We start from the raw sequence: 22,070 nt of genomic DNA on the forward strand, positions 1-22,070 counted from the left end.
TATCCCGACGAGGGTTTTAAATTCGCGCGCATCTCCGCGAACCGGCGGAGATTTGCGCACCAGATCATGGTTTTTAGCACATAGAGGTCCCAATGCGCCGAGTCCCTTCTCACGAAAATCACCTTGGAGTTTCTGAGAAGTTGAGGGTTCATGCGCACTTTGAATCTGGGCATCCTCGCCCACGTAGACGCAGGCAAGACTAGCCTTACGGAGCGTCTCCTATTTGACACCGGCGTAATCGACAGGCTGGGCAGCGTCGATACCGGTAATACACAGACAGACAGCCTCGAACTGGAGCGGCAGCGCGGCATCACCATCAGGGCCGCTGTCGTGTCCTTCACCATTGGCGATACCGTCGTCAATCTCATCGATACGCCCGGCCATCCCGATTTCATTGCGGAAGTCGAGCGTGTGTTGGGGCTGCTTGATGCAGCGGTGGTTGTGGTTTCGGCCGTGGAAGGCGTGCAGGCGCAAACGCGGATACTTGTTCGGGCGTTGCAACGTCTCGCAGTCCCGTTCGTATTCTTCATCAACAAGGTCGATCGCCCCGGCGCGCGCTATGATGAGGTCGTGCAGAACCTCGCCGATCAGTTGAGGGCGCGCCCGATCGCCATGTCGACTGTCACTGGCGCTGGCGGCAAGTCCGCGCGGGTGGAGGCTCCGGATGTGAAGAGCGAGCCGTTTTTCTCCATCCTCTGCGAAATCCTTGCCGAGAATGACGAGGACCTGTTGCGCGACTATCTTTTGACGCCCGACGGTGTGGAGGCCGAAAGACTCCTCCAATCGCTCGCGCATCAGACCGCCCATGGGCTGGTGCATCCGGCTTTTGCCGGTGCGGCGATGACGGGAGCCGGCCTGCCGGCTTTGATATCGGCCATTGTCGACATGCTGCCCGCTCGTCAACCCGACCCCGAGGGAGAAGTCTCGGGAAAAATCTTCAAGATCGAACGCGGATGGGGCGGTGAAAAGCTGTCATATCTGCATTTGACATCCGGAACGATCCAGCTCCGGCAGTATCTGCCTTTGCCGCAGGGACCGGTAAGAGTGACCGGAATACAGCTGTTCGAGGACGGTCACGTTCACAATTCGACGCATCTCCGCGCCGGTCAGATCGCCCGCGTCACCGGCTTTACGAGTGCCCGGATCGGCGACAGGGTTGGCGCGGACGCGGTTGCCGACAGCCCGTTTCATTTCGCTCCACCCACGCTTGAAACACGAGTCGTTTCCCGCCGTCCGGCTGAGCACGCGGCGCTCTGGCTGGCGCTGAACCAGCTGACCGAGCAGGATCCGCTTGTCGGATTGCGAAGGAACGACGAGACGAACGAGGTTTTCGTATCGCTCTATGGCGAGGTGCAAAAGGAGATCATCCAATCGGAACTGTTGACGGGGTTTGGCATCGAGGCCGAATTTGAGGACAGCACGATTATCTGCGTGGAAAGGCTGGCAGGTATCGGGCGGACTTCAAACCATCTTCAAGGCACCAAACCCCTTTATCGCCACCGTCGGATTGCGGGTCGAGCCAAGACCGGATGGTGCGGGAAACAGCTTCGCACTGGAGGTGGAGGTGGGCCAGATGCCCGCAAGCTTTTATCGAGCGGTCGAGGAGACCGTATTCGAAACGCTGAAGCAGGGCATATTCGGTTGGCGGGTGGTGGATTGCCATGTCGCCATGACGGCCGCCCGGCAGAGTGCACCGTCAAGCACGGCTGCCGATTTCCGGCAGCTGACACCATGGGTGCTGGCAATGGCGCTGACCGAAGCGCAAACCTACGTTTGTGAACCGATCGATCACTTCCACCTCGAAGCGCCGGCGGCAGCGATGACACGCCTGAGCACCGTTCTTGCCAAAGCGGGTGCAGTCACCAGAAACGCCGTTATCTCCGGCGGCATGGCAAGGCTTGAAGGGACGATAGCGTCGGCAATGGTTCAGGGTGTTCAGCAGCAGGTGCCGGGGCTGACGGGTGGCATGGGCGCGATGGAAACGTCGTTCAGCCACTATGCACGGGCGGATAATCCGCCGCCGCCGCGCCGGCGGTCGGGTGCTGATCCGTTCAATGAGCGCGATTATCTGCTGAGCCTGCGCCGAAATGCAGAATGACCGCCGCGGAAATCAAATATTCCGCGACGGTCATTTTTCACATCAGACTTGAACAGGCAACGCGGAGAGGGATCCTCTCCGCGTGACCTCCTGTCAGTTGAACCGGCCCGCGGCATGGGCAAGCATCGTATAGACCTTGCCGGTATCGGAGGTGAGGTAGGACTGGGTGACTGTCCGGTCGCGATCCGTGCGGGCCACATCGGCGAGCAGCTTTTCGAAATCGGTGATGTAGCGGTCCACGGCGGTGCGGAATTCAGCCTCCCGCTCGTATTTGCGCTTGATCTCGTCAAACGTCGTCTGGCCCTTCAGCGTGTAGAGGCGACGAGTGAAGACGTCGCGCTCGCCGCGCTGGTAACGGCGCCACAGTTCCACGGACGCATCGTGGTCGATGGCGCGGGCGATGTCGACGGAGAGCGAGTTCAGCGATTCCACCATGTGCCGCGGATTGCGGGTATCGGCCGCACGCGTTGGCTGCTGCTCGGTGCGGGGTGCGGAAGCGGCTGCCGTTTCCTGTGAGGCGCCGCGCAGAAGATCGCTGATCCAGCCACCGCCTTCTTCACGACGTCCAGCGGGAGCGGCAGCGCCAGTGGGAGCCGGGGCAGGTGCCTGACGGTTCTCGACCTGGCGGTTTTCAAGCGGCAGGGTGCCACGCAAGGCAGGGGCAGCAGCAGGCTGCGGCTGTGCCGGGCGCTGTTGTACCGGAGCGGCTGCTGCCGGCTGCGGACGCGTCTCGACGCGGCGTTCAGCGGCAGGCTGGGTCGCGGCGATGGCACGGGCGACCGGTTCGGACACTTCCATCTGGTGGGTCGAACGACCGACAAGGTGGGAAATATCCTGCAGGGCCTTGATCTGCTCGGAAACGGCGCGGCGCATGGCGGCAGCGCTTTCCTTGGCTTCTTCCGGCAGGTCGAAGGCGCCGCGCTTCAGTTCGGCGCGTGTCGCATCCAGCTCGCGGCGGATGTCGTGGCTGGAGCGGCGGATTTCGTCCGTTGCACCGGCAAAGCGGCTAACGGCCTCCTCGACGGCCTGACGCAGCGTTTCCTTGAGGTTGGCGGCGGCGGCATTCGATTTTTCCGAGGCGCTGCCCAGAAGATTGTCGACTTCCGAAAGCGAGGACTCGACACCGCCGCGCAGGCGGTTCACCAGCTCGTCGGAGTATTTCTGCGCGTCGGAGAGCGTGCTTTCGATCGAGCGGCTGGCATCCTGACCGGCGGAGAGCAGGGCGCCCCGCATGGTCTGTGCCGCCGAGCGGGCGCGCTGTTCGGTCTCGTCGAGCGAGCGGCCGATATCGGTGAAGGACGCCTGCAGATTGTCACGCAGATTGCCGGCGACATTCTGCGAACGCTCTTCGGCTTCGTTGAGCGTGGTTTCCACGACGCCGACGACGTTGCGCATGGCGCTTTCGATTTCCTCGGAGCGCTTGACGAGGCCGACGGACAGGCTGCGCAGCGCATCCTGGCGTTCCTCCAGCGTGCCGACGAGGCTCGACTGTGCGGCATTGAGCAGTTCGGATGCCTGGCTCAGCACCTTCGAATGTTCTTCGAAGCGTCCGACGATACCGGCAACCTGCGCCAGCGTCTGGCCGGAAATATTCGACAGGCGGTCGATCTTTCCTTCGAGCAGACGGCTGGAGCTGGACACCATGTCGGCGGCCTGCGAGGCGGATTCGGAGAAGCGGGTCGCCGAGGCGTTCAATGCCTCATCTGCCGCGCCGAAGCCCTGTGCGGCGCGCTCAACGGCGGAATTGAAGTTGGTTGCCGACTGTTCAACGATCTCGGCCATGCTGTTATGGGTCTGCGACAGCATGTCCGTGCTCTGGCGGGTGGCGGCGACCAGCTTGTTGGCGGCATCGCTGCCGGCGCGGGCATATTTGTCGATGCCCTGTTCGACGGCGTCCGCCATAGCAGTATGGGTCTCGGACAGCATATCCGTGCTCTGGCGGGTGGCTGCGACGAGCTTGCCCGCCGCATCCGTTCCGGCAGCGGCATAGTCACTGATCGCCTGTTCCACCATGCCGACCATGCCGCTGTTGCTCTGCGAGAGAAGCTCGGCGCTCTGCTGGGCGGCGGAAACGATCTTCTCGGCGGCTTCGCGGCCGATGGTGGCATATTCGTCGACGATAGGCTTGGCTTTCTCCTCGATCAGGCGAGACAGCTCCGCAGAGCGGCTGGCCAGCATCGAGTTGAGTTCGCGGGTGCGGTTGTCCAGCGCCGAGCGGATGGATTCACCGCGCGCGTCGAGGGCCGATTCGACACCCGTCAGCGTTTCGGAAATGACACCGACCTGAGAGCGGACGACGGCTTCAGCCTCGGCAACCTTGTTGACGATAATGTTGCCTGCCTCGGAGAAGGTCTGGGCCACGGCGGCGGCCTGGCCGGAGAGACGGGTCTGCGCATCCGAGATGCGGTTAACGATCTCGCCGGAGCGCTCTTCGATGGCCTTGGTGAAGGCTTCGTTCTGCGCCTGCACCTGTTCTGCAAATTCCGAACCGGATTTCGAGAGCAGGGCGGATGAGCGGGCCGCTTCATCGCCGATGCTCTGGGTGGCCGACGTGACCGCGCCGCGCAGGCTGACAGCGAGATCGCTCGCCTTGCCTTCAATGGTGCGGTTGACGTTTTCGAGGCCGATCGTCAGCGCACGGTCCATGGTGCCGAGGCGCTCATCGATGCGGGCCGTGCCGCTATCGAAGGTTTCTGCCAGGCGGCTGGTGCGGCTTTCCAGCGTATCTGCGACACGCGTGGTCTGTTCGTCCAGAATGCCGGTGATGCGCTCGGCGGCCTCGTCGCTGGTGCGGGCGAACACGGCCGTCTTGTCTTCCAGCGCGTCGGCGAAGCGGCGGCCGGCGTCCTCGATCGAGCTGTTGACGTTGGCGAGATCGCCACCGACGCGGGTCTGCAGGGTGTCGAGAGATGTCTCGATGCGGGCGCCTGTCTCGTCGAGACGGGTTGTGACATTGCCGATCGATGTTTCGATGCGGGCGGATAGGGCGTCGGTGGCCCCGCCGATTTCGCGGGCTGCCTCGCCGATCTTGACGGCGATATCACCGGCGCTGTTGCGAAGACGCTCTTCCAGCGTCGCAGCACTGCCGTCGATTGCCTTCTGCAGCGTGTCCTGCTGGGTCTCGAGCGACAGTTCAAGCATGCTGGCGCTGGAGGCGACCGTGGTGCCGATCATCATAGCCTGCTCGGAAAGCATGTCGCCCATCTGCGTCGTGGCGGAGCTGAGCGTCGCAGCAAGGTCCGCCTGGCGCTGGTCGAGCGCCGTGCGAATATCCTCATGCGATTGCGAGAGGTTGGTTTCGAGGCGGGACACACCTTCTTCCACCGTCTGGGCAAAACGGGTGCTGCCGTCTTCAACGACGCTTTCGATGCGGTTGGCCGCGCCCGAGACACTCTGCTCGATCAGGCCGCTATTGCGCTCCAGCGAGCCGGCAATGCGCTCGGCCTGGGAGCCGAGCATGGTTTCGAGCCGCTCGTGACCGCTGGCAAGCGCGTTCTCAAGCGTGAATGCGGTGGATTCGAGACGCTGGCCGACACCGGCCGCCGCAAGCGAAAGCGACGATGCTCTGGCATCCATCGCCTCGGCGATACGCTCCTCGACACCAGAAATCGTCATATCGAGCGCAAGAGTGCGGCTGTCCAGCGCATCCGCGATGCGTTCTTCCGCGCCTGCCACGATGCCGGAAAGGGCAGCGGTACGGCTGTCCAATGCGTCTGCAATGCGGTCTTCGACACCGGAAACGGCGTTCTGCAGGGCCGTGGTGCGACCATCGAGAATATCGGCGATCTTTTCCTCGACGCCGGAGAAGCTCATGTCGAGCGCCATGGTGCGGCTGTCGAGAACATCCGTAATCCGCTCTTCGGCGCCGGAAACGACGGTCTTCAGCGAATCCGTGCGGCTGTCAAGCGCGCTGGCAATACGGGTCTCGGCGCCGGCCACCAGTTCGCCAAGGGCTGCGGTGCGCGTGTCGAGCGCTTCGGTGATTTTTTCCTCCGCGCCGGAGAATGCCATGTCGAGCGCCATGGTACGGCTGTCGAGCGCATCGGCGATGCGTTCTTCAGCGCCGGAGACCACGGCGTTGAGAGCGGCGGTGCGGCCATCCAGCGTTTCCGCGATACGGGTTTCAGCACCGGCGACCACGTCGCCGAAGGTGGCCGTGCGGCTGTCGAGCGCGCCGGCGATTTTCTCTTCAGCGCTCGCCACAATGCCGGTGAGGGCAGAGGTACGGTTGTCGAGCGTCTCGGACAGTCTTTCCTCGACATTGGCAAAGGTCATGTCGAGCGAAAGGGTGCGGCTGTCCATCGTATCGGCGATGCGTTCCTCGACGCCGGAAATGGCGCTGGAAAGAGCGGCCGTGCGGCCGTCAAGCGTATCGGCGATACGGCTTTCCGCACCGGCGACGACGTCGTGCAGGGCAGCCGTGCGGCTTTCCAGCGTATCGGAAATACGATCCTCGATGCCGGAAACAGCACCGGTGATGGCGGCAGCCCGGGTTTCGAGCGTGTCCGAAAGGCGGCGCTCGACATCGGCAACGACACTGTTGATCGCGGCGGCGCGTTCGTCGAGCATGGCGGCAAGGCGTTCGGCCGTGCCGGAGACGGAGCCGGTAATCGCCATCGAACGGCTGGCGAGTGCCTCGTCGAAACGGTTCTGGCTGGCTGAGAGCGCACCGAACAGGGCGTTGCTGCGTTCCGACAGCACAGCGTCGATCTTCTCGTGAGAATTGGCGAAGGCGTCGGTGATTTCGGCGGTGCGCTGGCCGATCGCGTCGCTGAAGGCCTGAGTCCGGATTTCAAGCGCGCTTTCCAGCATTTCCTGACCCGTGCCCAGCGCAGTTGCGAGCGCCAGCGACTGATCGGTCATGGTGGTGCCGATACGCTCCAGACCGGCGCTCAGCATGGTGTCGAGCGCTTCGGAGCCGCCGGCAACGGTTTCGTTGATGCGGGCGAGACTTTCCATCAGCTTGCTGTCGAGGCTGCCGGCGCGCTGGTCGAAGGCGCTGGCGAATTGCGCCACATGCACGTCGAAGGCCGAGTTGACCTGGCCTACCGTCGCCTGCATGCGCTCCTCGTAAAGGCCGGAGCGAAGATCGAGATCCATGATCGCATCGTCAGCCGTGCTCTGCAGGCTCTGGCGGAAGGAGAGGCCCTTTTCTTCAAGCGTCGTGGACAGCTTGTCGAGAACCGTATCGAGCGAACCGCCGATGACCTGCTGGCCGCGTTCGATATTGCGATTGAGTTCCAGCGTGCGGTTGGACAGCGTCTCGTTGAGCTGGCGAGTGCGTTCCTCAAGCGCGCTGTTGAGGCTTTCCACGCCGCTATCCAGCGTCGAAGCATGGATCGCGAAACGCTCCAGCAGCACTTCACCGCGCTCGTCCAGCGTCGAGGTGAGATTATGCAGGCGCATGTCGAATTCGTTGGAGATCGTCGAGCCCGAGGAGTTCAGCGCCTGGAGCAGGTTTTCGGTCTTGGCGGCGATCAGGCTGCCCATCGCTTCGGTCGAGGCGCGCGATTTTTCGAGCAGCGCAGCCGAACGCGTGTCGATCATAGAGGCGAAAGCCTCGCCGGTCGTGGCGATCCGCATCGAAAGCTCTTCGCCGACGATGGAAAGCTCTTCTTTAATCTGTTCCTGCGCGCCGACGATGGAGGAGCGGATGCGCTCGGCGTGATTGACGATGGCGTCACGCTCGGCGGTCAGTTCCTGCACGAGGCTGCGCACGCGCAGTTCATTGTCGGCATAGCTGCGTTCGAGCGCGTTGACTTCGGAATGAACGAGGGTTTCGAGTTCCGTCGCGCGGGCGATTGTGCGCTCGATGCCGTCATTCATGGCCGAGACTTCGCGGCGCACCGCCTGACCAACGGACATGATGCGGTCGGACGCTACCGTTTCGGGCTCGGCAAGACGAAGGGCGACTTCGGCCATGGAGCGGGCGGCGTTCCGCAGATCGCGGGCACGCGCCATCATGATCGCGAAGGCGAAGAACAGCATGATGGGAACAAGGATGCCGACGACGATTGCCATCAGGCCGGGGATAGCGGTGAGATCAGCCAGCGAGGCGATGTTCCAGAGCGCATTGCCATAGAGAAGATGTGCGATACCAAGGCCGCCGAGCGCCCAGATGACCGACATGATCGTGGCGTTGCGCAGCGCGCCGCCGATGGAGCCGCCTTCCAGCGATTTCAGGATCATGGCCGGGCTGCGCTTGGAACCGTCATTGGCCGCTTCGAGATTGGGCGATCTGGGTGTCTGTTCGGCAGGCGCGCGCGCGGCCTCGGGAGCAGGGGTCTGTCTGCTTGCTTCCTTCAATCTGGCCTCCGGCTGCTTCGGCGCTGCAGTTTTCCGCGTCTCCGGCTTTTCTTCGAAAGCGCCAAGCTGCAGGGCATCTTCCAATGCCTGAAATGCAGTCTCGTCGACAGAGTCGCTGATCTTGTTATTCGCCATGCGGTTACGCCTCGTTACACATACGCCCGGCTTCATGCCGTTGACCACTTGCGATCCGCAAGCAGACTGCCGCCATCATGCCAGCGGAACATTATCCCTTGAAGAGAGAACAATTCCGCCATTTACCAAATCCCGAATTGCTGGTGGTCCAGCTTTCGGGCGAAATTACATCACTGTGCCGCAATAACAAAGCTTGAGCTTAAGCCCTGCGGGAACGGCAGTACCGTAGTGACACATTTAGGTGTTCGAAACAATTAATGCGGATTTGCGGCGGTGGCGAAGTGTCGGCTTTTTAACAGTTTTTAAACCTGAGTTTCACGCTGAACGCCTTGTTTCGCATAAGTTTAACATAAATTAACCATAGCAGAAGATTTTCGCCCGCGTCACGCCGTAATTTAAGCTGATAGCAGCCGCCCGGATGCGTGAATACGACACAGATGTGACACGAAACAGGAAACGGTGAGACAGGATTTCAGCCATGGCAGCGGTCAGTATTGTTTTCGAAGCTCCCGATAATTGCGGCGGCGCGCCTGCCACCGGTAAAAAACCGATCGATTTCGATCATCTCGCCCGGCAGACGATGGGCGACAAGGATCTGGAGATCGAGGTGCTGCAACTCTTCAGCCGCAACGCCCGCGCCGCCCTGCATGAAATGGCGGGTGCGGACGACAAGACCGTCATGGCGACGGCCCACCGTCTGAAGGGGTCGGCGCAGGCCGTCGGCGCATCCGCCATTTCCGCAGCCGCGGCAGCAGTGGAAGACAAGGGCAAGGACAGCGCGGCGATCGCAAAACTCGCGGCAACCATTGTCGAAGCCGAAAATTTCATCCTCAAGCTTTGCCGCTGAGGCGTAATCCATCAAATTTGCCATTTTGCAAGGCCGGTTGCGTCTAAGCGCCCTCGAAGCGGGTTGCCAAGGCGGAGCGGCCTTTCTATGTGTTTAGAACAGTTCTTAGATCACATTTTGGATTTCCGGCATGACAAAACTGACCATCGTTGCCTTTGACGGCACGCCCCATGAACTCGACGTGAGCAACGGCTCCACCGTCATGGAGAATGCGGTGCGCAACTCCATTCCCGGCATCGATGCGGAATGCGGCGGCGCCTGCGCCTGTGCGACCTGTCATGTCTATGTCGACGACGCCTGGGCCGAGCGCGTCGGCGGACCGGAACCGATGGAAGAGGACATGCTGGACTTCGCCTTCGACGTGCGCCCCACCTCGCGGCTCTCCTGTCAGATCAAGATGAATGACGAGCTTGATGGTCTCGTCGTTCATGTTCCCGAGCGTCAGGGCTGAAAATTTCCGTATTGCTTCACGCAGAAAAAGCCCCGCTCACCTGGTAGCGGGGAGCGGGGCGAGGCGGGTACGCGCATGCAGGCGAGGGAGGAAACACCTGCGAGCCCTCAAGTGCGCACCGGGAGAACCGGAGACGGTTGCAACCGCCGGACCCGCCTTGGGCCGCAACCATTTCAAACCGTATGAACAAGCTACAATGAGTCTTGCCGACCGCACCACGGCGAGAATTCACGGGTGATATAGGACATGACGTTACGTCATGTCCGTGATTTTCCCCGAGATTCTGGAAGGTACGGCCAATGACCGTCAGCGACGATTCTGGCTCTGCTCGAGCCGGTTTTTCAAAAGCCGGGTCATGCGGGCATCGAAATTTTTCGATTCCACGACGTCGAAGCGCATCTGGTCCCGGTCATGCTCGTCCATCACCGTCTGGGTGATCTTGCCGACCATTTCCTGCAGTGTCTCGCAGCTTTTCTGCGGCCGAAGCGAGGTCAGCTGTCTTTCAAGCGAACGGGCATGGGTGCGGGCGATTTCCGCATGGCGTTCCTCGTGGCGCTTGATATCGGCAAGCAGCGTATCCCAGATGAAGGCCAGTTCCGCCGTGGTGCGACGGCGGTTTTTCCATTGCGGCAGGAGAATGCGGGTGTTCAGCACCACTTTGGCGGTTCCGACGCTGCAAAGGCCGTTTTTCTCCACATAGGTGAGCTCACCCCCGAATTTGATTTCGGTAGCGCCGGGATGACGCGCGCCGGTATTGCGGGTCAGCGGTCCGTGCTTGGAAAGCTGCTGGTCGAGATCGGCCGCCGTTTTGCCGCCAATCGAAAAATAGGAATAGGTCTTGCGGACGATGGTGTCGGAAAATGCCGATCCGGGTAGGGAAAGTGCCATTGCGCCCGCCAAAGCGACGCAAAGAGCACGTGATGATTTAGTCATGACCCGGCCTTCCGGTTGAACTTCAAAAAGGTTTGCTGCATAGGCGGAGCGGAACTTATAAGAATTGGCATAACACTCCGTTATTCCCGAAAGGCGCGTGTTACGTGATAACAGCCGGCAGCAACGCGTGGCAAGCGGCCCATGGTCGCTCCCTGAAACTTGATGGGCGTGGCCGTATTATGGCCATCGTCAATGCAACGCCCGATTCCTTTTCCGATGGCGGCCGTTATCTTGCCGTCGATTCGGCTTTTTCCCATGCGCTGACCTGCGTGGAAGAGGGTGCTGACATCATCGATATCGGCGGTGAATCCACGCGGCCGGGTGCCGCCGCGGTGACGGAAGCCCAGGAACAGGACCGGGTGCTGCCCGTCATCGAGAAGCTGCGCCGCGAGACGGATGTGCTGATTTCCGTCGATACCTACCGCGCTTCGACGGCGAAGCTGGCGATCAGCGCCGGCGCACATATCGTCAATGACGTCTTCGGCCTGCAGAAGGACATGGAAATGGCCGGCGTGGTCGCCGCCACCCGCGCCGGGGTCTGCATCATGCATACCGGCCGCGACCGGCAGAAGCTTGCCGATGTGGTCGCCGACCAGTTCGAATTCCTCAATCGCTCGCTCGAGATCGCCGAGGATGCGGGTATTGCCCGCGATGCCGTCGTGCTCGATCCCGGTTTTGGTTTTGCCAAGGACGAGCGGGAAAATGTCGAACTGATGGCACGTTTCGGCGAGCTTGCCGCTTTCGGCCTTCCGGTTCTCGCCGGTACGTCGCGCAAGCGTTTCATCGGGTCGCTGACGGGCCGGGATGCGGCAGCGGAACGCGATATCGGAACGGCTGCGACCACCGCGATCCTGAGGTTGGCGGGTGCTTCGATTTTTCGCGTGCACAATGTCGCTGCAACGCGCGATGCACTGGCAATCGCCGATGCGGTTCTTGCCAAAACGTCGGCAAAGGCCGATGCGTAGATCAATGAGTGCCGGAATGCCATGTCCCCAAGAGGGGGCGGCTTTCTGGAGAAACAGTCCTGCCATGGAGGCGATGCGATGAGCCGCTATACCATCATCCTGAAAAACTGTTCTTTCTTCGCCCGTCATGGTCTTCTCGAGCAGGAGGAGGTGCTGGGCCAGCGCTTTTTCGTCGATGCCGAGATGGAAGTCGAGGCGGGTGATGCGCTGGAAACCGACGATATTGAAAATACCGTCGATTACGGCGTGGCCTTTGCCGTCATCGAAAAAATCGTCGTGGGGCAGCGCCGCTATCTCATCGAGGCGCTGGCGAACGATATCGCCAAGGCGCTGCGTGCCCGTTATCCGCAGATCGTCTGGCTCAGGATCACAGTGCGCAAACCATCGGCGCCGGTTCCCGGCATTCTCGATTATGCGCAGGTGAGCGTTGAACACCGTGCCTGAGAAGAAGACCGTCGCCGCATTGGGCCTTGGCGGCAATATCGGCGATCCCGCCGCCGCCATGGCAAGGGCGCTCCGAGAACTCGATGCACACGAGGATTGCCGCGTGCTGGCCGTTTCCGGACTTTATCGCACGCCGCCCTGGGGCAAGACGGATCAGGCGGATTTCTTCAATTGCTGCGCTTTGGTCGAAACCTCGCTTTCAGCGCCCGCGCTCTTGCAATTGTGCCTTGATATCGAAAAGGGCATGAAACGCGTGCGGACGGAGCGCTGGGGTCCGCGCACCATCGATATTGATGTGCTTACCTATGGGAACGAGTCTCTCGTAACGGAAAGCATTGAAGTGCCGCATCCACGCATGACGGAACGCGCTTTCGTGCTGATGCCGCTCGCCGATATTGCATCCGATCTCGAAGTCAGGGGCAAGGCCGTGCGGGAATGGCTACGGCAGGCGGACAAAACAGGCATTGTCAGCGCAAACGAAAAGCGGGAGTGGTGGACACTCCCGCTTGGTGATGGCTGAGAAGAGTATGGCGTTTACGGCTTGATGGAGCCGACAGCGATCTGATCAATATCGCGCGCCAATGTCACGCCGATGACCGGGATCATCTGGTCGGCGACCTTGACGGAAATGGTGATGTTCATCGAATTGTCTTTGGAGACGCGGGCGACCATGGCGCCGTTGAGCTTGGCGCGGTTGATGCCGACGACGACCTTGTCACCGCTCACCTGTCCGGAGGTGATGTCCAGTCCCTTGCCTTCGGCGCCGTCGAGGAACTTGCCCTCGTAGCTGTTGCCGTTCTGGCTGATGACGGCCGACATGGGCTGGCTGAAGACGCCGACGCGGCAGGTGCCGCCGAGCTTGATGCCGGTCTGCTTGTCGTCGAGCGGTTCGCCCGTCAGATCGCAGGTGAATTTGGTGCCTTTGTATTTGCCGGCAACGATTTCGCCCGGACCTTTCCAGACACCGGCCACGGAGCGGAAAAACACGTCGTCGCGATCGCGCGATGCGGCATGGACGTCAGACATGCCGAAACCACCGCTGACGGACAATATGGCGGCAAGCCCGCCCACAAGCGAAAAGAAGCGCGAATACATGATACTTTCCCCGGCGAAGAAGCCTGTTCGATAGGCTGCAATCTACCGGCGGAATGGTTAATGCTTGGTTTATTTCACTCTCATTTGCGGCTTTGTCCGTAACCTTTTGAACCGTAAATGCCCGGTAGATCAGGCTTTTTCACCGGTTTTTCCCCCGCTTAGATCGGGTGTGAGGTCGGACATGAAGTCGCCGATCCCCGGACGCTTCACCGCCCTGAACGGCAGCGGACGGCACAGATCCATCGCCGCAATGCCGATTCGCGCCGTCATCAGGCCGTTGATGACGCCTTCGCCGAGACGTGCGGAGAGTTTCGAGGCAAGGCCGTGACCGAGAACCTGCTGGGCAAGGCCGTCACCGACGGCAATCGACCCCGTGACGGCGAGATGTGCGACGACATCCCGCAGAAGCTTGAGCATGCCGAGCGTGCCGGGGCGGCCGCCATAAAGCTCCGCCATGGCGCGCACCAGCCGCGTGACTTCAAACAGCACATAAGCGAGATCGACCACAGCGCGTGGGCTGACGGCAGTGACGACGGAGACGCGCTTGGACGAATTGAGAATCAGTGCCCGCGCTTGCCGGTCGAGCGGCACGAGCAGCTCGCGTTCGGCAAGCTCGATCAGATGCGGGCCGTCGATGACGTCACTTTCCGTTTCCTTCAGCGCCGCTCGCCCCTTGGCCGTTTCGGCCCGGTGGGAGAGGACGGCATTCAGGCGGGTGACGATGGCGCGCGCAGGTTTCGGGCTCTTGTCGAGGCTCGCCGTCTCAGCATCCGCCTTGAGAGACTGCACGGCATTGAGCCGCATGATGCCGAAGACTTCGCGGCCGACGAGGGCAAGAACCGCAAAAAGCGCCACGATGAGGGCGATCGTCGCGGTATAACCCAGCCAGTCGGAGCGGGAGAAGAGATTGCGTATAAGTTGATCCGCCCACAGCCCGAAGGCAAGCGAGAACAGGACGCCCAGCGCACCGAGCGCGAGCTTACCGAAGGAGAAGCGGCTTTTCTTCGGCGTCGCGACCGGCAGCGCATTGGCATCGATTCCCTCGGGCGCCAGAAACGGATCGTCCTCGTCGGGTGTCAGTGAAATCTCGGCGTCGAAGCTTCGCGGTGCGCGCTTCTGTGTGGCGGACGACCGTGTCGTCTCCTCGGTATCGAGCGTGAAAGCCGCGGGGCGGCGTGTCTGCGGATCGTTTTGTGTGGGAGCCTTCATGCGAGCTTGTCTCCGAACAGGAACTGCATGGCGCGGTCGAGCCTGATATGGGGAACGGAAAGCCGGATGCCGCCGCTGCCCGGCTCATCTATGTTCGGCGGGCGGAAGCGCACGACATTGACGTCGGGCAGCGATGCCTTGTCGCCATCCCGGTCGATGCTGCGGAACAGCGGTTCCGGATCCTCGGGCAGGTCGCCGGGAAAGATCGCCGTCTTGCGATTGCCATCGAAGGTCTCGCCATTGATGGTTTCACCTGCTATCGGCGTGCCGACGATGACAGGCAGCTCGTGGCCGTCCTGGCGCACGCTCGCCTCGCGGGTGGCGCGCACGGAAGCGAGCGCCATGACCTCGATGCCGGCGCCGTTCATGCCGATTGTCGTGATGGCGCGGTCCACCAGACGGCGGGTCAGGCGCTCCAGCCGGTCATGGCTTTCATGGTGCAGATGGTCGGCCTTGGTGGCGGCAATCAGCACCTTGTCGATTCGCCTGCCGATCAGCGACGACAGCAGGCTGTTGGTGCCGGGGCGGAAACAGGCAAGCACATCACCGAGCGCACGCTCCAGATCCTGCACGGCTTCCGGCCCGCGATTGACGGCCTGCAGCGTGTCGATCAGGACGATCTGCCGGTCGAGGCGGGCAAAATGCTCGCGGAAGAAGGGTTTGACCACAATCGACTTATAAGCGTCGTAGCGCCGTTCCATCATGGCGCGCAGCGAGCCCTTGGGCGCTTTCTCGTCGGTGAGGCCCGGAAGCGGCGCGAAGGTCAGTGCGGGCGACCCTTCCAGATCGCCGGGCATCAGGAAACGGCCGGGCGGCAGGGTTGAGAGTGATCTCTCGTCGGACTTGCAGGCTTTCAGATAGGCTGCGAAACTTTCGGCCAGACGTCGGGCCGTCATTTCGTCGGCCGGCGCGTTGATATCGAGCGAAGAGGCGATCGCCAGCCATTCCTGCGCCAGTTCGGCACGGACGCCGCTTCCGGCAAGGGCGACGGTCGCATCGCTGAACTGTTTGTAATCCTGCGATAGAAGCGGCAGGTCGAGCAGCCATTCGCCGGGATAATCAACGATATCAATGGAAAGCTTGCCGGCGGAAAACCACCGGCCCCAGCCGCTGGCGCTCTGGTAATCCAGCGTGATCCTGAGTTCCGATATCGCCCGCGTCGAATCCGGCCACAGCCGGTCGCGCACCAGCGCCTGAATATGATCCTCATATTGAAAACGGGGAATGGCGTCGTCCGGCTGCGGTTCAAGACGCACATTCGAGACGCGCCCGGACCGCATGGCCTCGAACAGCGGCAGTCGCCCGCCATTCAGAAGATTGTGGACCAGGGAAGAGATGAAAACCGTCTTTCCCGCCCGCGAAAGGCCGGTGACGCCAAGCCGCAATGTCGGATGGGTGAGGTTGCTCGCACGGTCGGCCAGATTATCGAAAGCGATCAGCGCGCTGTCTGTCAGGGACGTAAGAGAAGGCGACAATGGCAGTTTCCTGGCTGTGTTTAACGGTCACCGCTGCAATATAGGGAGCTGCGGCTGCCCAAAAAAGAAGCGCTTCAGCGGATTTTCAGAACGCCGCTCTGCAAAATTCTTATGAAAGGCCGCAGCGATTATTTGCCCGGTGCGAGGAAATCGACCAGCCGCCAGCGATTTTTACCGTTTGCGGCGCTGTCATCATGGTCGAGAACTGCAAGGCCCGATGTCGGAAAGCCCGAGGGCAGGGCGGCATGCAGCAGGTCCTCGCCGATCATCGCCTCCAGCGTCGCCTCCATGGTGGGGTTGTGACCCACCAGCATCACCGACGGCGCCTCCGCCTGAGCGGCAATAAGCGACAGATAGGTCTCGCTGCGCGCATTATACATCTCATCGACGTAGAAGATGTCTATGCCTTCGTTGAAGGCCCGTTGCCAGGCCTGCGTGGTTTGCCGGCAGCGCGCGGCCGTGGATGACAGAAGCAGATCGGGGCGGTAATGCCGGTCGGCGGCAAGGTCGGCGATGACCTCCGCCTCGGCAAAACCGGCTTCGTTCAATCCCCGGTCGAAATCCCGTTCTCCAGGTGCCGCCCAGGCGGCCTTGGCGTGGCGCAGAAGATAAACTCGGCTCGGGGAAGATGCTGTCAAGGGCGGGGACCGGCGTTCGAATGTCAGGGCACGGTATGAATGCTACAGGATAGGGTTGCAGGACCGCAAGTCCTCTTTCCTGTTGGTAAGTCGCGTTGACGTGATTGAAGAAGAGTTCGCTTCAATACGAATAAAGAATAAAAATTAGTCATTTAGATGATTTTTGTGTCAGTTTTAAAAATGCCTGAAAACTGATCTGCAGACTTGAATCGGCCACTATCATTGGAGTATACACCGCCGCATTGAGATGTTCTTCGAGGAGAATCGCGTTGAGTGAGAAGATCGATCTTAGCAAATATGTGCTCTCGGAAGACGATGAGTTCATGAATGCCAGCCAACGGGCATACTTCCGCGCGAAGCTGGTCGCCTGGAAAAATGACATCCTTAGAGAAGCGCGCGAGACCCTCGGACATCTCGCTGAAGAAAGCGCCAACCATCCCGATCTCGCTGATCGGGCTTCTTCCGAAACGGACCGGGCGATCGAACTTCGCGCCCGCGACCGTCAGCGCAAGCTGATTTCAAAGATCGATGCAGCCCTTCAGCGGATCGAAGACGGCACTTACGGTTACTGTGAGGAAACGGGCGAGCCTATCGGCCTCAAGCGTCTGGACGCCCGCCCGATTGCAACGCTCTCCATCGAGGCGCAGGAGCGTCACGAGCGTCGCGAAAAAGTCTACCGCGACGAATAAGGCGCTGCGGCAAGCAGGCCTTCAAATCGCAGGCAAATAAAAAGGGCACGGAATTCGCTTCCGTGCCCTTTTTCTATTTCGAATTTCTGGTCGAAAGGCCCGCGCCCGTCAGCGGTCACGGGTAACGGAAAGTTCTCCGAAGATACGCGCCATTTCCTTCTGCATGTCTCCATCCGGTGAAGCGCCGGTGACAGGCGGGGAGGCGGGCTGGGTCTTGGCCTGCTTTTCCGCGGCAGGGGCGATGGACGGTTCGTTATCCGCCTCCTTGCTCTTGGCGATCTCCGCCTCGAGGAAGCTCTCGAAATCGCTGGCGAGCTCGTCGGAAAATTTCGGTTCGGCGTCATTGGAAGCCACAGCCGGATTTTCAGGTCTGGGCGGAAACGGTGCGGGGGGCGTCGTCTGCCCTGGATTCAGGTCGGGAAGGACACGCTCCCGGGCCGCGTCGAGAAAATCAGCGGCGATGGATTGGTCGATCACCGGCTCGCGTGCGGCAAAAACCGGCGGGGCGAATTCCGCAGTCCGTTCTTCCGCCTTTGCCTGTACGGGCGTCTGTGCCGGGATCGGCGGTGCGACGGGTGCCGGAGCGGGCGCGACGGGTTCGGCACGCCTGGGTTCCGTCCGGGCTGCGGCCATGTCTAGCGACGCGGCCGCCATGGGCAAGACGGCAGCTGTAGCCGCAGCAACCGGTATTGGCGGCGGCGTGGGCCGAACTGTCTCCCGCTCGGGCGCGGCCTGTCTTGCCGGCGGAGCGGGTTCGCGCGCCGTTACAGGCGTGGAGACGGGTTGCGGCGGGGTTGATGGGCGTGGCGGAACCTGAGCGGCTGCTGCTGCAACGGGTGCGGGACGCGGCGCAGGTGCCGGCGGCTCCGGCCGTTGTGGTTGCCTTGCGGGTTCTTCAGGCACGGAAACGGGGGCCGCAGCGGCAACGGGCTGCTGTTGCGGCAGGGCGGGGCGACGTTCCTGCTGGATCGTCGGCTCGGCTCTCTTCTGTTCGCTTTCCTGACGCGGCAGCGCCTTCAGTTCCGGCTCCTGCACATCCCTGACGATTGGGATCGCGCCTATGCCGCTTTCGATGACGATATCCGTCGGGCCGCCGATCATGACCAGATGCTCGACATTGTCGCGGCGCACCAGCACCAGACGGCGGCGCGCATCCACGGCCGTTGCGTCGAGAACCTGCAGGCGCGGCTGCCGGTTGCGCCCGCCTCGAATGAATGGGGCCGAACCGCTGCGTCTGCGCATAAGCCACAGCGCAATCGCCAGAATGAGCAGGGCCACGCCCACACCAACAACGGCGACGATGAGACGGTTTCCATAGGTGCCGATAAAATCTTCCATCATGGAGATCATCCCTTCAGATTTTCTGGCTTTTTAATTTCTTGGGCAATTAATATTGCCGTGGTTCTTATATTGTGAACATCAAGCAGGAAAAGACGATTTTTTTGGGCGCGATACAAGGTTTATTCATTTCACCCCACAGGATTGCCGCCTCAAACGTGAAGACGCCACCAAAGCGCCTCATCTCGTCCTTCAATGCTGAGAGACAGTGAAAGTTGCAATTCTTTTGACGAAGGAGCGGTTCTGAATGTTCCAAGCATTGCGCATTGACGGCTCCCTTGCCCGGCATTTCATTGTTGTTTTGCTGTTGCTATCCTCTTTCGCGTTCCCGCATTCGATCGTGAGGGCCGAAGACAAGGCGCCGGATAACGTAGCGACCATGGCGGAGTTCGTGCGCGATAATCCCTCCTGCCTCGACTTCACTGACGGATGCTCGGTTTGCACCGTCGCTGACGGCAAGATCGTCTGTTCCGCGCCACGCATCCAATGTCAGGTGAAGGAGCTTACCTGTACCAGGCAGTAGTCTCTCAACGCTTTTATACACCTTTCAGGCCGTTTTCGCTGTGCGTTTTTAAGCCTTTGTGTCCTGGCGGAGCTTTTTGCCGGTCAAGCGAGTTGCTACAAGAAATTCTGCTGCCCGATTCCGTCAAGGAAATAGGGCTGACCGAATGACGACCTGCACGACTGCGAGGCCAAGATGACACGGGTGCGCGAGACAAGCGACAACGACCTTCCGCTGGTGGACAGGCGTGCCCGTTCCGGCACGGTGCTGCGCATTCTGCTTCTGGCGCTGGTTCTGATCGCGGCTGCCGCCGCCTTTGTCTATTTCAAGGATTCGCTGGAAAACGAAATCGTGCTCGGCATTCTCGGCGTGCTGGCGATGATGGGCATCTTCTTTCTGGTGTCGTCGATCATCGGCTTCATCGAGGTCATGCCGCAGTCGCAATCTGACGGGCTTGCCCGCCGCTTCCTGTCGGCTCACCCCGAAGGTACGCTGATTACCGACGCCAAGGGGCATATGGTTTATGCCAACGCCACCTATTGCCGCATGAGCGGCACCACGAAGGCGAGCGATATCCAGAGCCTCGAGACGCTTCTGTCGCGCAGCCGGGAATCCACCGAAGCGCTTTACCGGCTCATCAACGTGCTGCGCGAAGGCCGAGACGGTTACGAAGAATTCCGGCTGCTGAAACCGCTGGGCGAGGATTCCAATGCGGGGCCGCACTGGTACCGGCTGAAAGGGCGGGTGCTGAAGGATGCCGGCGGCGAGGGGCTGCACGTCTTCCAGATCGCCGACATCACGCCGGAACGCGAGGATCAAGAGCGCTTTTTCCGCGAATTGCAGAATGCCATCGATTACCTCGATCATGCCCCGGCTGGTTTCTTTTCCGCCGGGCGCAAGGGCGAGATCGTTTATCTGAACGCCACCCTGTCCGAATGGCTCGGCATAGATCTCGCGCAGTTTTCACCCGGTTCGATGACCGTTTCCGACATCGTCGCCGGCGAAGGCATGGCGCTGATCGAATCCGTCCAGCCCCAGGGGGCTGCCAAGCGCACCGAAATCCTTGATCTCGACATGCGCCGCGTCAACGGCCAGAGCATGCCGGCCCGCCTTGTGCATCAGGTCACCGCAAAGGACGGCGCGCCGGGTGAGAGCCGGACCATTGTGCTTATGCGTCCGAAGGGGCAGGAGGACACCGAATCCTCCTCCGCCATGCGCTTTACCCGCTTTTTCAACAACACGCCGATGGCGATTGCCTCGCTCGACGGCGATGGCCGCATCCTGCGCATCAACGCGCCTTTCCTCAAGCTGTTCTCCGGCGTTGTCGGGCGCGATGATATCGACCGTGGCGTGGCGCTTGAAACCGTGCTTCACGACAACGAAAAGCCGCGGCTCGAACAGGCGCTGGCCGAAGCCAAGGATCGTCAGGGCGATATCGCGCCCTTCGATTCCCGCCATCCGAGCGACGAGGGCAGGCATTTCCGTTTCTACGTCAATGCCGTGATCGATCAGGATGATGAAGCCCCGGAAGAGGTGGCGATCGTTTACGCTATAGAGGTGACCGAGCAGAAGGCGCTCGAAACCCAGATGGCGCAGACGCAGAAGATGAATGCGGTGGGCACGCTCGCAGGCGGCATCGCCCACGATTTCAACAACGTGTTGACCGCCATCCTGCTGTCGTCCGACCATCTGCTGCTGCAGGCGAGGCCGGCCGATCCGAGCTTTGCCGACCTCATGGAGATCAAGCGCAACGCCAATCGCGCAGCGGTGCTGGTGCGCCAGCTGCTGGCATTCTCGCGCAAGCAGACCATGCGCCCGGCGATCCTCAACCTGACCGACGTGATCGGCGATCTGCGCATGCTGGTCGACCGGTTGATATCAGGCACCAATGTCAAGCTGGAGGTCGATTATGGCCGTGATCTGTGGCCGGTAAAGACCGACCTGTCGCAATTCGAGCAGGTGCTCATCAATCTCTGCGTCAATGCGCGTGACGCCATGCCCGACGGTGGCAAGATCACCATCAGGACGCGCAACGTCGACGAGAAAGAGATCGCAGCGCTTGGCCGTCCGGAATTCCCGGCAGAAGACATGGTGATGGTGGAAGTTGCCGATAACGGCACGGGTATTCCGCCCGAGATCATGGACAAGATTTTTGAGCCCTTCTTCACCACCAAGGAAGTGGGCAAGGGCACGGGCCTTGGCCTCTCTATGGTCTATGGCATCGTCAAGCAGTCGGGCGGTTACATTTATCCCGAATCGGAAGTGGGCAAGGGCACTGCCTTCCGTATCTACCTGCCGCGCCATGTGGTGGAAGCCGTTGCCGGCCAGCAGCCTGGTCAGGCGGCTCTCGCCCCCGTGGCCGCCCCCGAGCCCGTGAAGGAAGAACCGCTGGACCTCACCGGCAACTCCGCCGTCGTGCTTCTGGTGGAAGACGAGGAGGCGGTGCGGCGCGGTGGCAAGCGCATGCTGGAAACCCGTGGCTACACCGTGCACGAGGCCGGTTCCGGCACCGAGGCGCTGGAGGTGATGGAGGAACTGGAGGGCAAGGTCGATATCGTCGTTTCCGACGTCGTGATGCCGGAAATGGATGGTCCGTCGCTACTGAGAGAATTGCGCAAGTCCTATCCCGACCTGAAATTCATCTTCGTTTCGGGTTATGCCGAGGATGCCTTCGCAAAGAACCTTCCGGCGGACGCCAAGTTCGGTTTCCTGCCGAAACCGTTCTCGCTGAAGCAGCTCGCCATCGCCGTCCGCGAAATGCTTGACGACAAGGAGTAAGGCCAGCGGCGGCGAACCGGATTCGGCAGCGCTGAGACCTGTCGTACCCATTTGCGTCCGGCCTGAAAACATGCCGCCAATGCTGGCTCATGTCTTCCCGCGCTTTAGCTGCCTCCATATCTGCACTTTTCCCGAGGTTTGCCTCTTCGCAAACGCAATAGTGATTG

General features: G+C 61.1%; 15 protein-coding genes and 1 pseudogene. 9 read left to right on the forward strand and 7 right to left on the reverse strand.

Annotated elements, in window-relative coordinates:
* Window positions 1–150: 150 nt before the first annotated feature.
* Window positions 151–2,098: pseudogene (locus tag QRN60_RS06355) on the forward strand (GTP-binding protein).
* A gap of 93 nt (window positions 2,099–2,191) precedes the next feature.
* Here QRN60_RS06355 and QRN60_RS06360 read toward each other — a convergent pair.
* Complete coding sequence (locus QRN60_RS06360; protein ID WP_129565062.1) at window positions 2,192–8,539, reverse strand: apolipoprotein A-IV repeat region-like domain-containing protein; 6,348 nt, start codon at window positions 8,537–8,539, stop codon at window positions 2,192–2,194.
* A 478-nt stretch (window positions 8,540–9,017) separates the two neighbouring features.
* Here QRN60_RS06360 and QRN60_RS06365 point away from each other — a divergent pair, with 478 nt between their 5' ends.
* Window positions 9,018–9,386: an Hpt domain-containing protein gene (locus QRN60_RS06365; protein WP_020810831.1), complete on the forward strand. Its 369-nt coding sequence runs from the start codon at window positions 9,018–9,020 to the stop codon at window positions 9,384–9,386.
* A 130-nt stretch (window positions 9,387–9,516) separates the two neighbouring features.
* Window positions 9,517–9,837 (forward strand): 2Fe-2S iron-sulfur cluster-binding protein, encoded by a 321-nt coding sequence (locus QRN60_RS06370; protein WP_003502527.1) that lies wholly within the window; start codon window positions 9,517–9,519, stop codon window positions 9,835–9,837.
* A 306-nt stretch (window positions 9,838–10,143) separates the two neighbouring features.
* Here QRN60_RS06370 and QRN60_RS06375 read toward each other — a convergent pair whose 3' ends face one another.
* Window positions 10,144–10,770 carry a DUF922 domain-containing Zn-dependent protease gene (locus tag QRN60_RS06375; protein WP_112292687.1) on the reverse strand — a complete coding sequence of 209 codons (627 nt, stop codon included), beginning with the start codon at window positions 10,768–10,770 and terminating at the stop codon, window positions 10,144–10,146.
* A gap of 179 nt (window positions 10,771–10,949) precedes the next feature.
* Between QRN60_RS06375 and folP the strand changes: the two genes are divergently transcribed.
* The 3 genes from folP (at window position 10,950) to folK (ending at window position 12,699) form a co-directional block, all read left to right on the forward strand.
* Window positions 10,950–11,735, forward strand: coding sequence for a dihydropteroate synthase (gene folP / locus QRN60_RS06380; RefSeq protein ID WP_107675495.1), 786 nt, complete (start codon window positions 10,950–10,952; stop codon window positions 11,733–11,735).
* 78 nt (window positions 11,736–11,813) lie between these two features.
* On the forward strand, window positions 11,814–12,179 hold the full coding sequence (gene folB / locus QRN60_RS06385) for a dihydroneopterin aldolase (protein ID WP_003502532.1): 366 nt from the start codon (window positions 11,814–11,816) through the stop codon (window positions 12,177–12,179).
* Entirely contained in the window at window positions 12,163–12,699 is a 537-nt protein-coding gene (gene folK, locus QRN60_RS06390; RefSeq protein ID WP_003502533.1) for a 2-amino-4-hydroxy-6-hydroxymethyldihydropteridine diphosphokinase, read from the forward strand. Before folB ends, folK begins: the two co-directional genes overlap by 17 nt.
* A gap of 14 nt (window positions 12,700–12,713) precedes the next feature.
* On the opposite strand, the gene QRN60_RS06395 is transcribed toward folK, so the two are convergent.
* The 4 genes from QRN60_RS06395 to QRN60_RS06410 all read right to left on the reverse strand — a co-directional run bounded on the left by QRN60_RS06395 (window position 12,714) and on the right by QRN60_RS06410 (window position 16,563).
* Window positions 12,714–13,274 (reverse strand): hypothetical protein, encoded by a 561-nt coding sequence (locus QRN60_RS06395; RefSeq protein WP_003502534.1) that lies wholly within the window; start codon window positions 13,272–13,274, stop codon window positions 12,714–12,716.
* Between the two features lie 129 nt (window positions 13,275–13,403).
* Window positions 13,404–14,483 carry a YcjF family protein gene (locus QRN60_RS06400; protein ID WP_111780835.1) on the reverse strand — a complete coding sequence of 360 codons (1,080 nt, stop codon included), beginning with the start codon at window positions 14,481–14,483 and terminating at the stop codon, window positions 13,404–13,406.
* A complete protein-coding gene (locus tag QRN60_RS06405; RefSeq protein WP_003502536.1) occupies window positions 14,480–15,958 on the reverse strand; it encodes a YcjX family GTP-binding protein in 1,479 nt (492 codons plus the stop codon). The genes QRN60_RS06400 and QRN60_RS06405 overlap by 4 nt, the downstream gene beginning before the upstream one ends.
* 128 nt (window positions 15,959–16,086) lie before the next feature.
* A complete protein-coding gene (locus QRN60_RS06410) occupies window positions 16,087–16,563 on the reverse strand; it encodes a SixA phosphatase family protein (RefSeq protein WP_050816408.1) in 477 nt (158 codons plus the stop codon).
* Between the two features lie 302 nt (window positions 16,564–16,865).
* Between QRN60_RS06410 and dksA the strand changes: the two genes are divergently transcribed.
* Complete coding sequence (gene dksA / locus QRN60_RS06415; protein ID WP_003496274.1) at window positions 16,866–17,285, forward strand: RNA polymerase-binding protein DksA; 420 nt, start codon at window positions 16,866–16,868, stop codon at window positions 17,283–17,285.
* A 108-nt stretch (window positions 17,286–17,393) separates the two neighbouring features.
* Here dksA and QRN60_RS06420 read toward each other — a convergent pair whose 3' ends face one another.
* The gene (locus QRN60_RS06420) at window positions 17,394–18,635 is read right to left on the reverse strand and encodes a flagellar biosynthetic protein FliO (protein WP_003502538.1); all 1,242 of its coding nucleotides are present in this window, start codon (window positions 18,633–18,635) and stop codon (window positions 17,394–17,396) included.
* Window positions 18,636–18,870: 235 nt separating this feature from the next.
* Between QRN60_RS06420 and QRN60_RS06425 the strand changes: the two genes are divergently transcribed.
* A complete protein-coding gene (locus QRN60_RS06425; protein ID WP_111780833.1) occupies window positions 18,871–19,146 on the forward strand; it encodes a hypothetical protein in 276 nt (91 codons plus the stop codon).
* 174 nt (window positions 19,147–19,320) lie between these two features.
* A complete protein-coding gene (gene cckA / locus QRN60_RS06430) occupies window positions 19,321–21,903 on the forward strand; it encodes a cell cycle histidine kinase CckA (protein WP_111792765.1) in 2,583 nt (860 codons plus the stop codon).
* Window positions 21,904–22,070: the final 167 nt, after the last annotated feature.

Source organism: Agrobacterium sp. CFBP2214, from assembly GCF_030209895.1.
Classification (GTDB): domain Bacteria; phylum Pseudomonadota; class Alphaproteobacteria; order Rhizobiales; family Rhizobiaceae; genus Agrobacterium; species Agrobacterium radiobacter.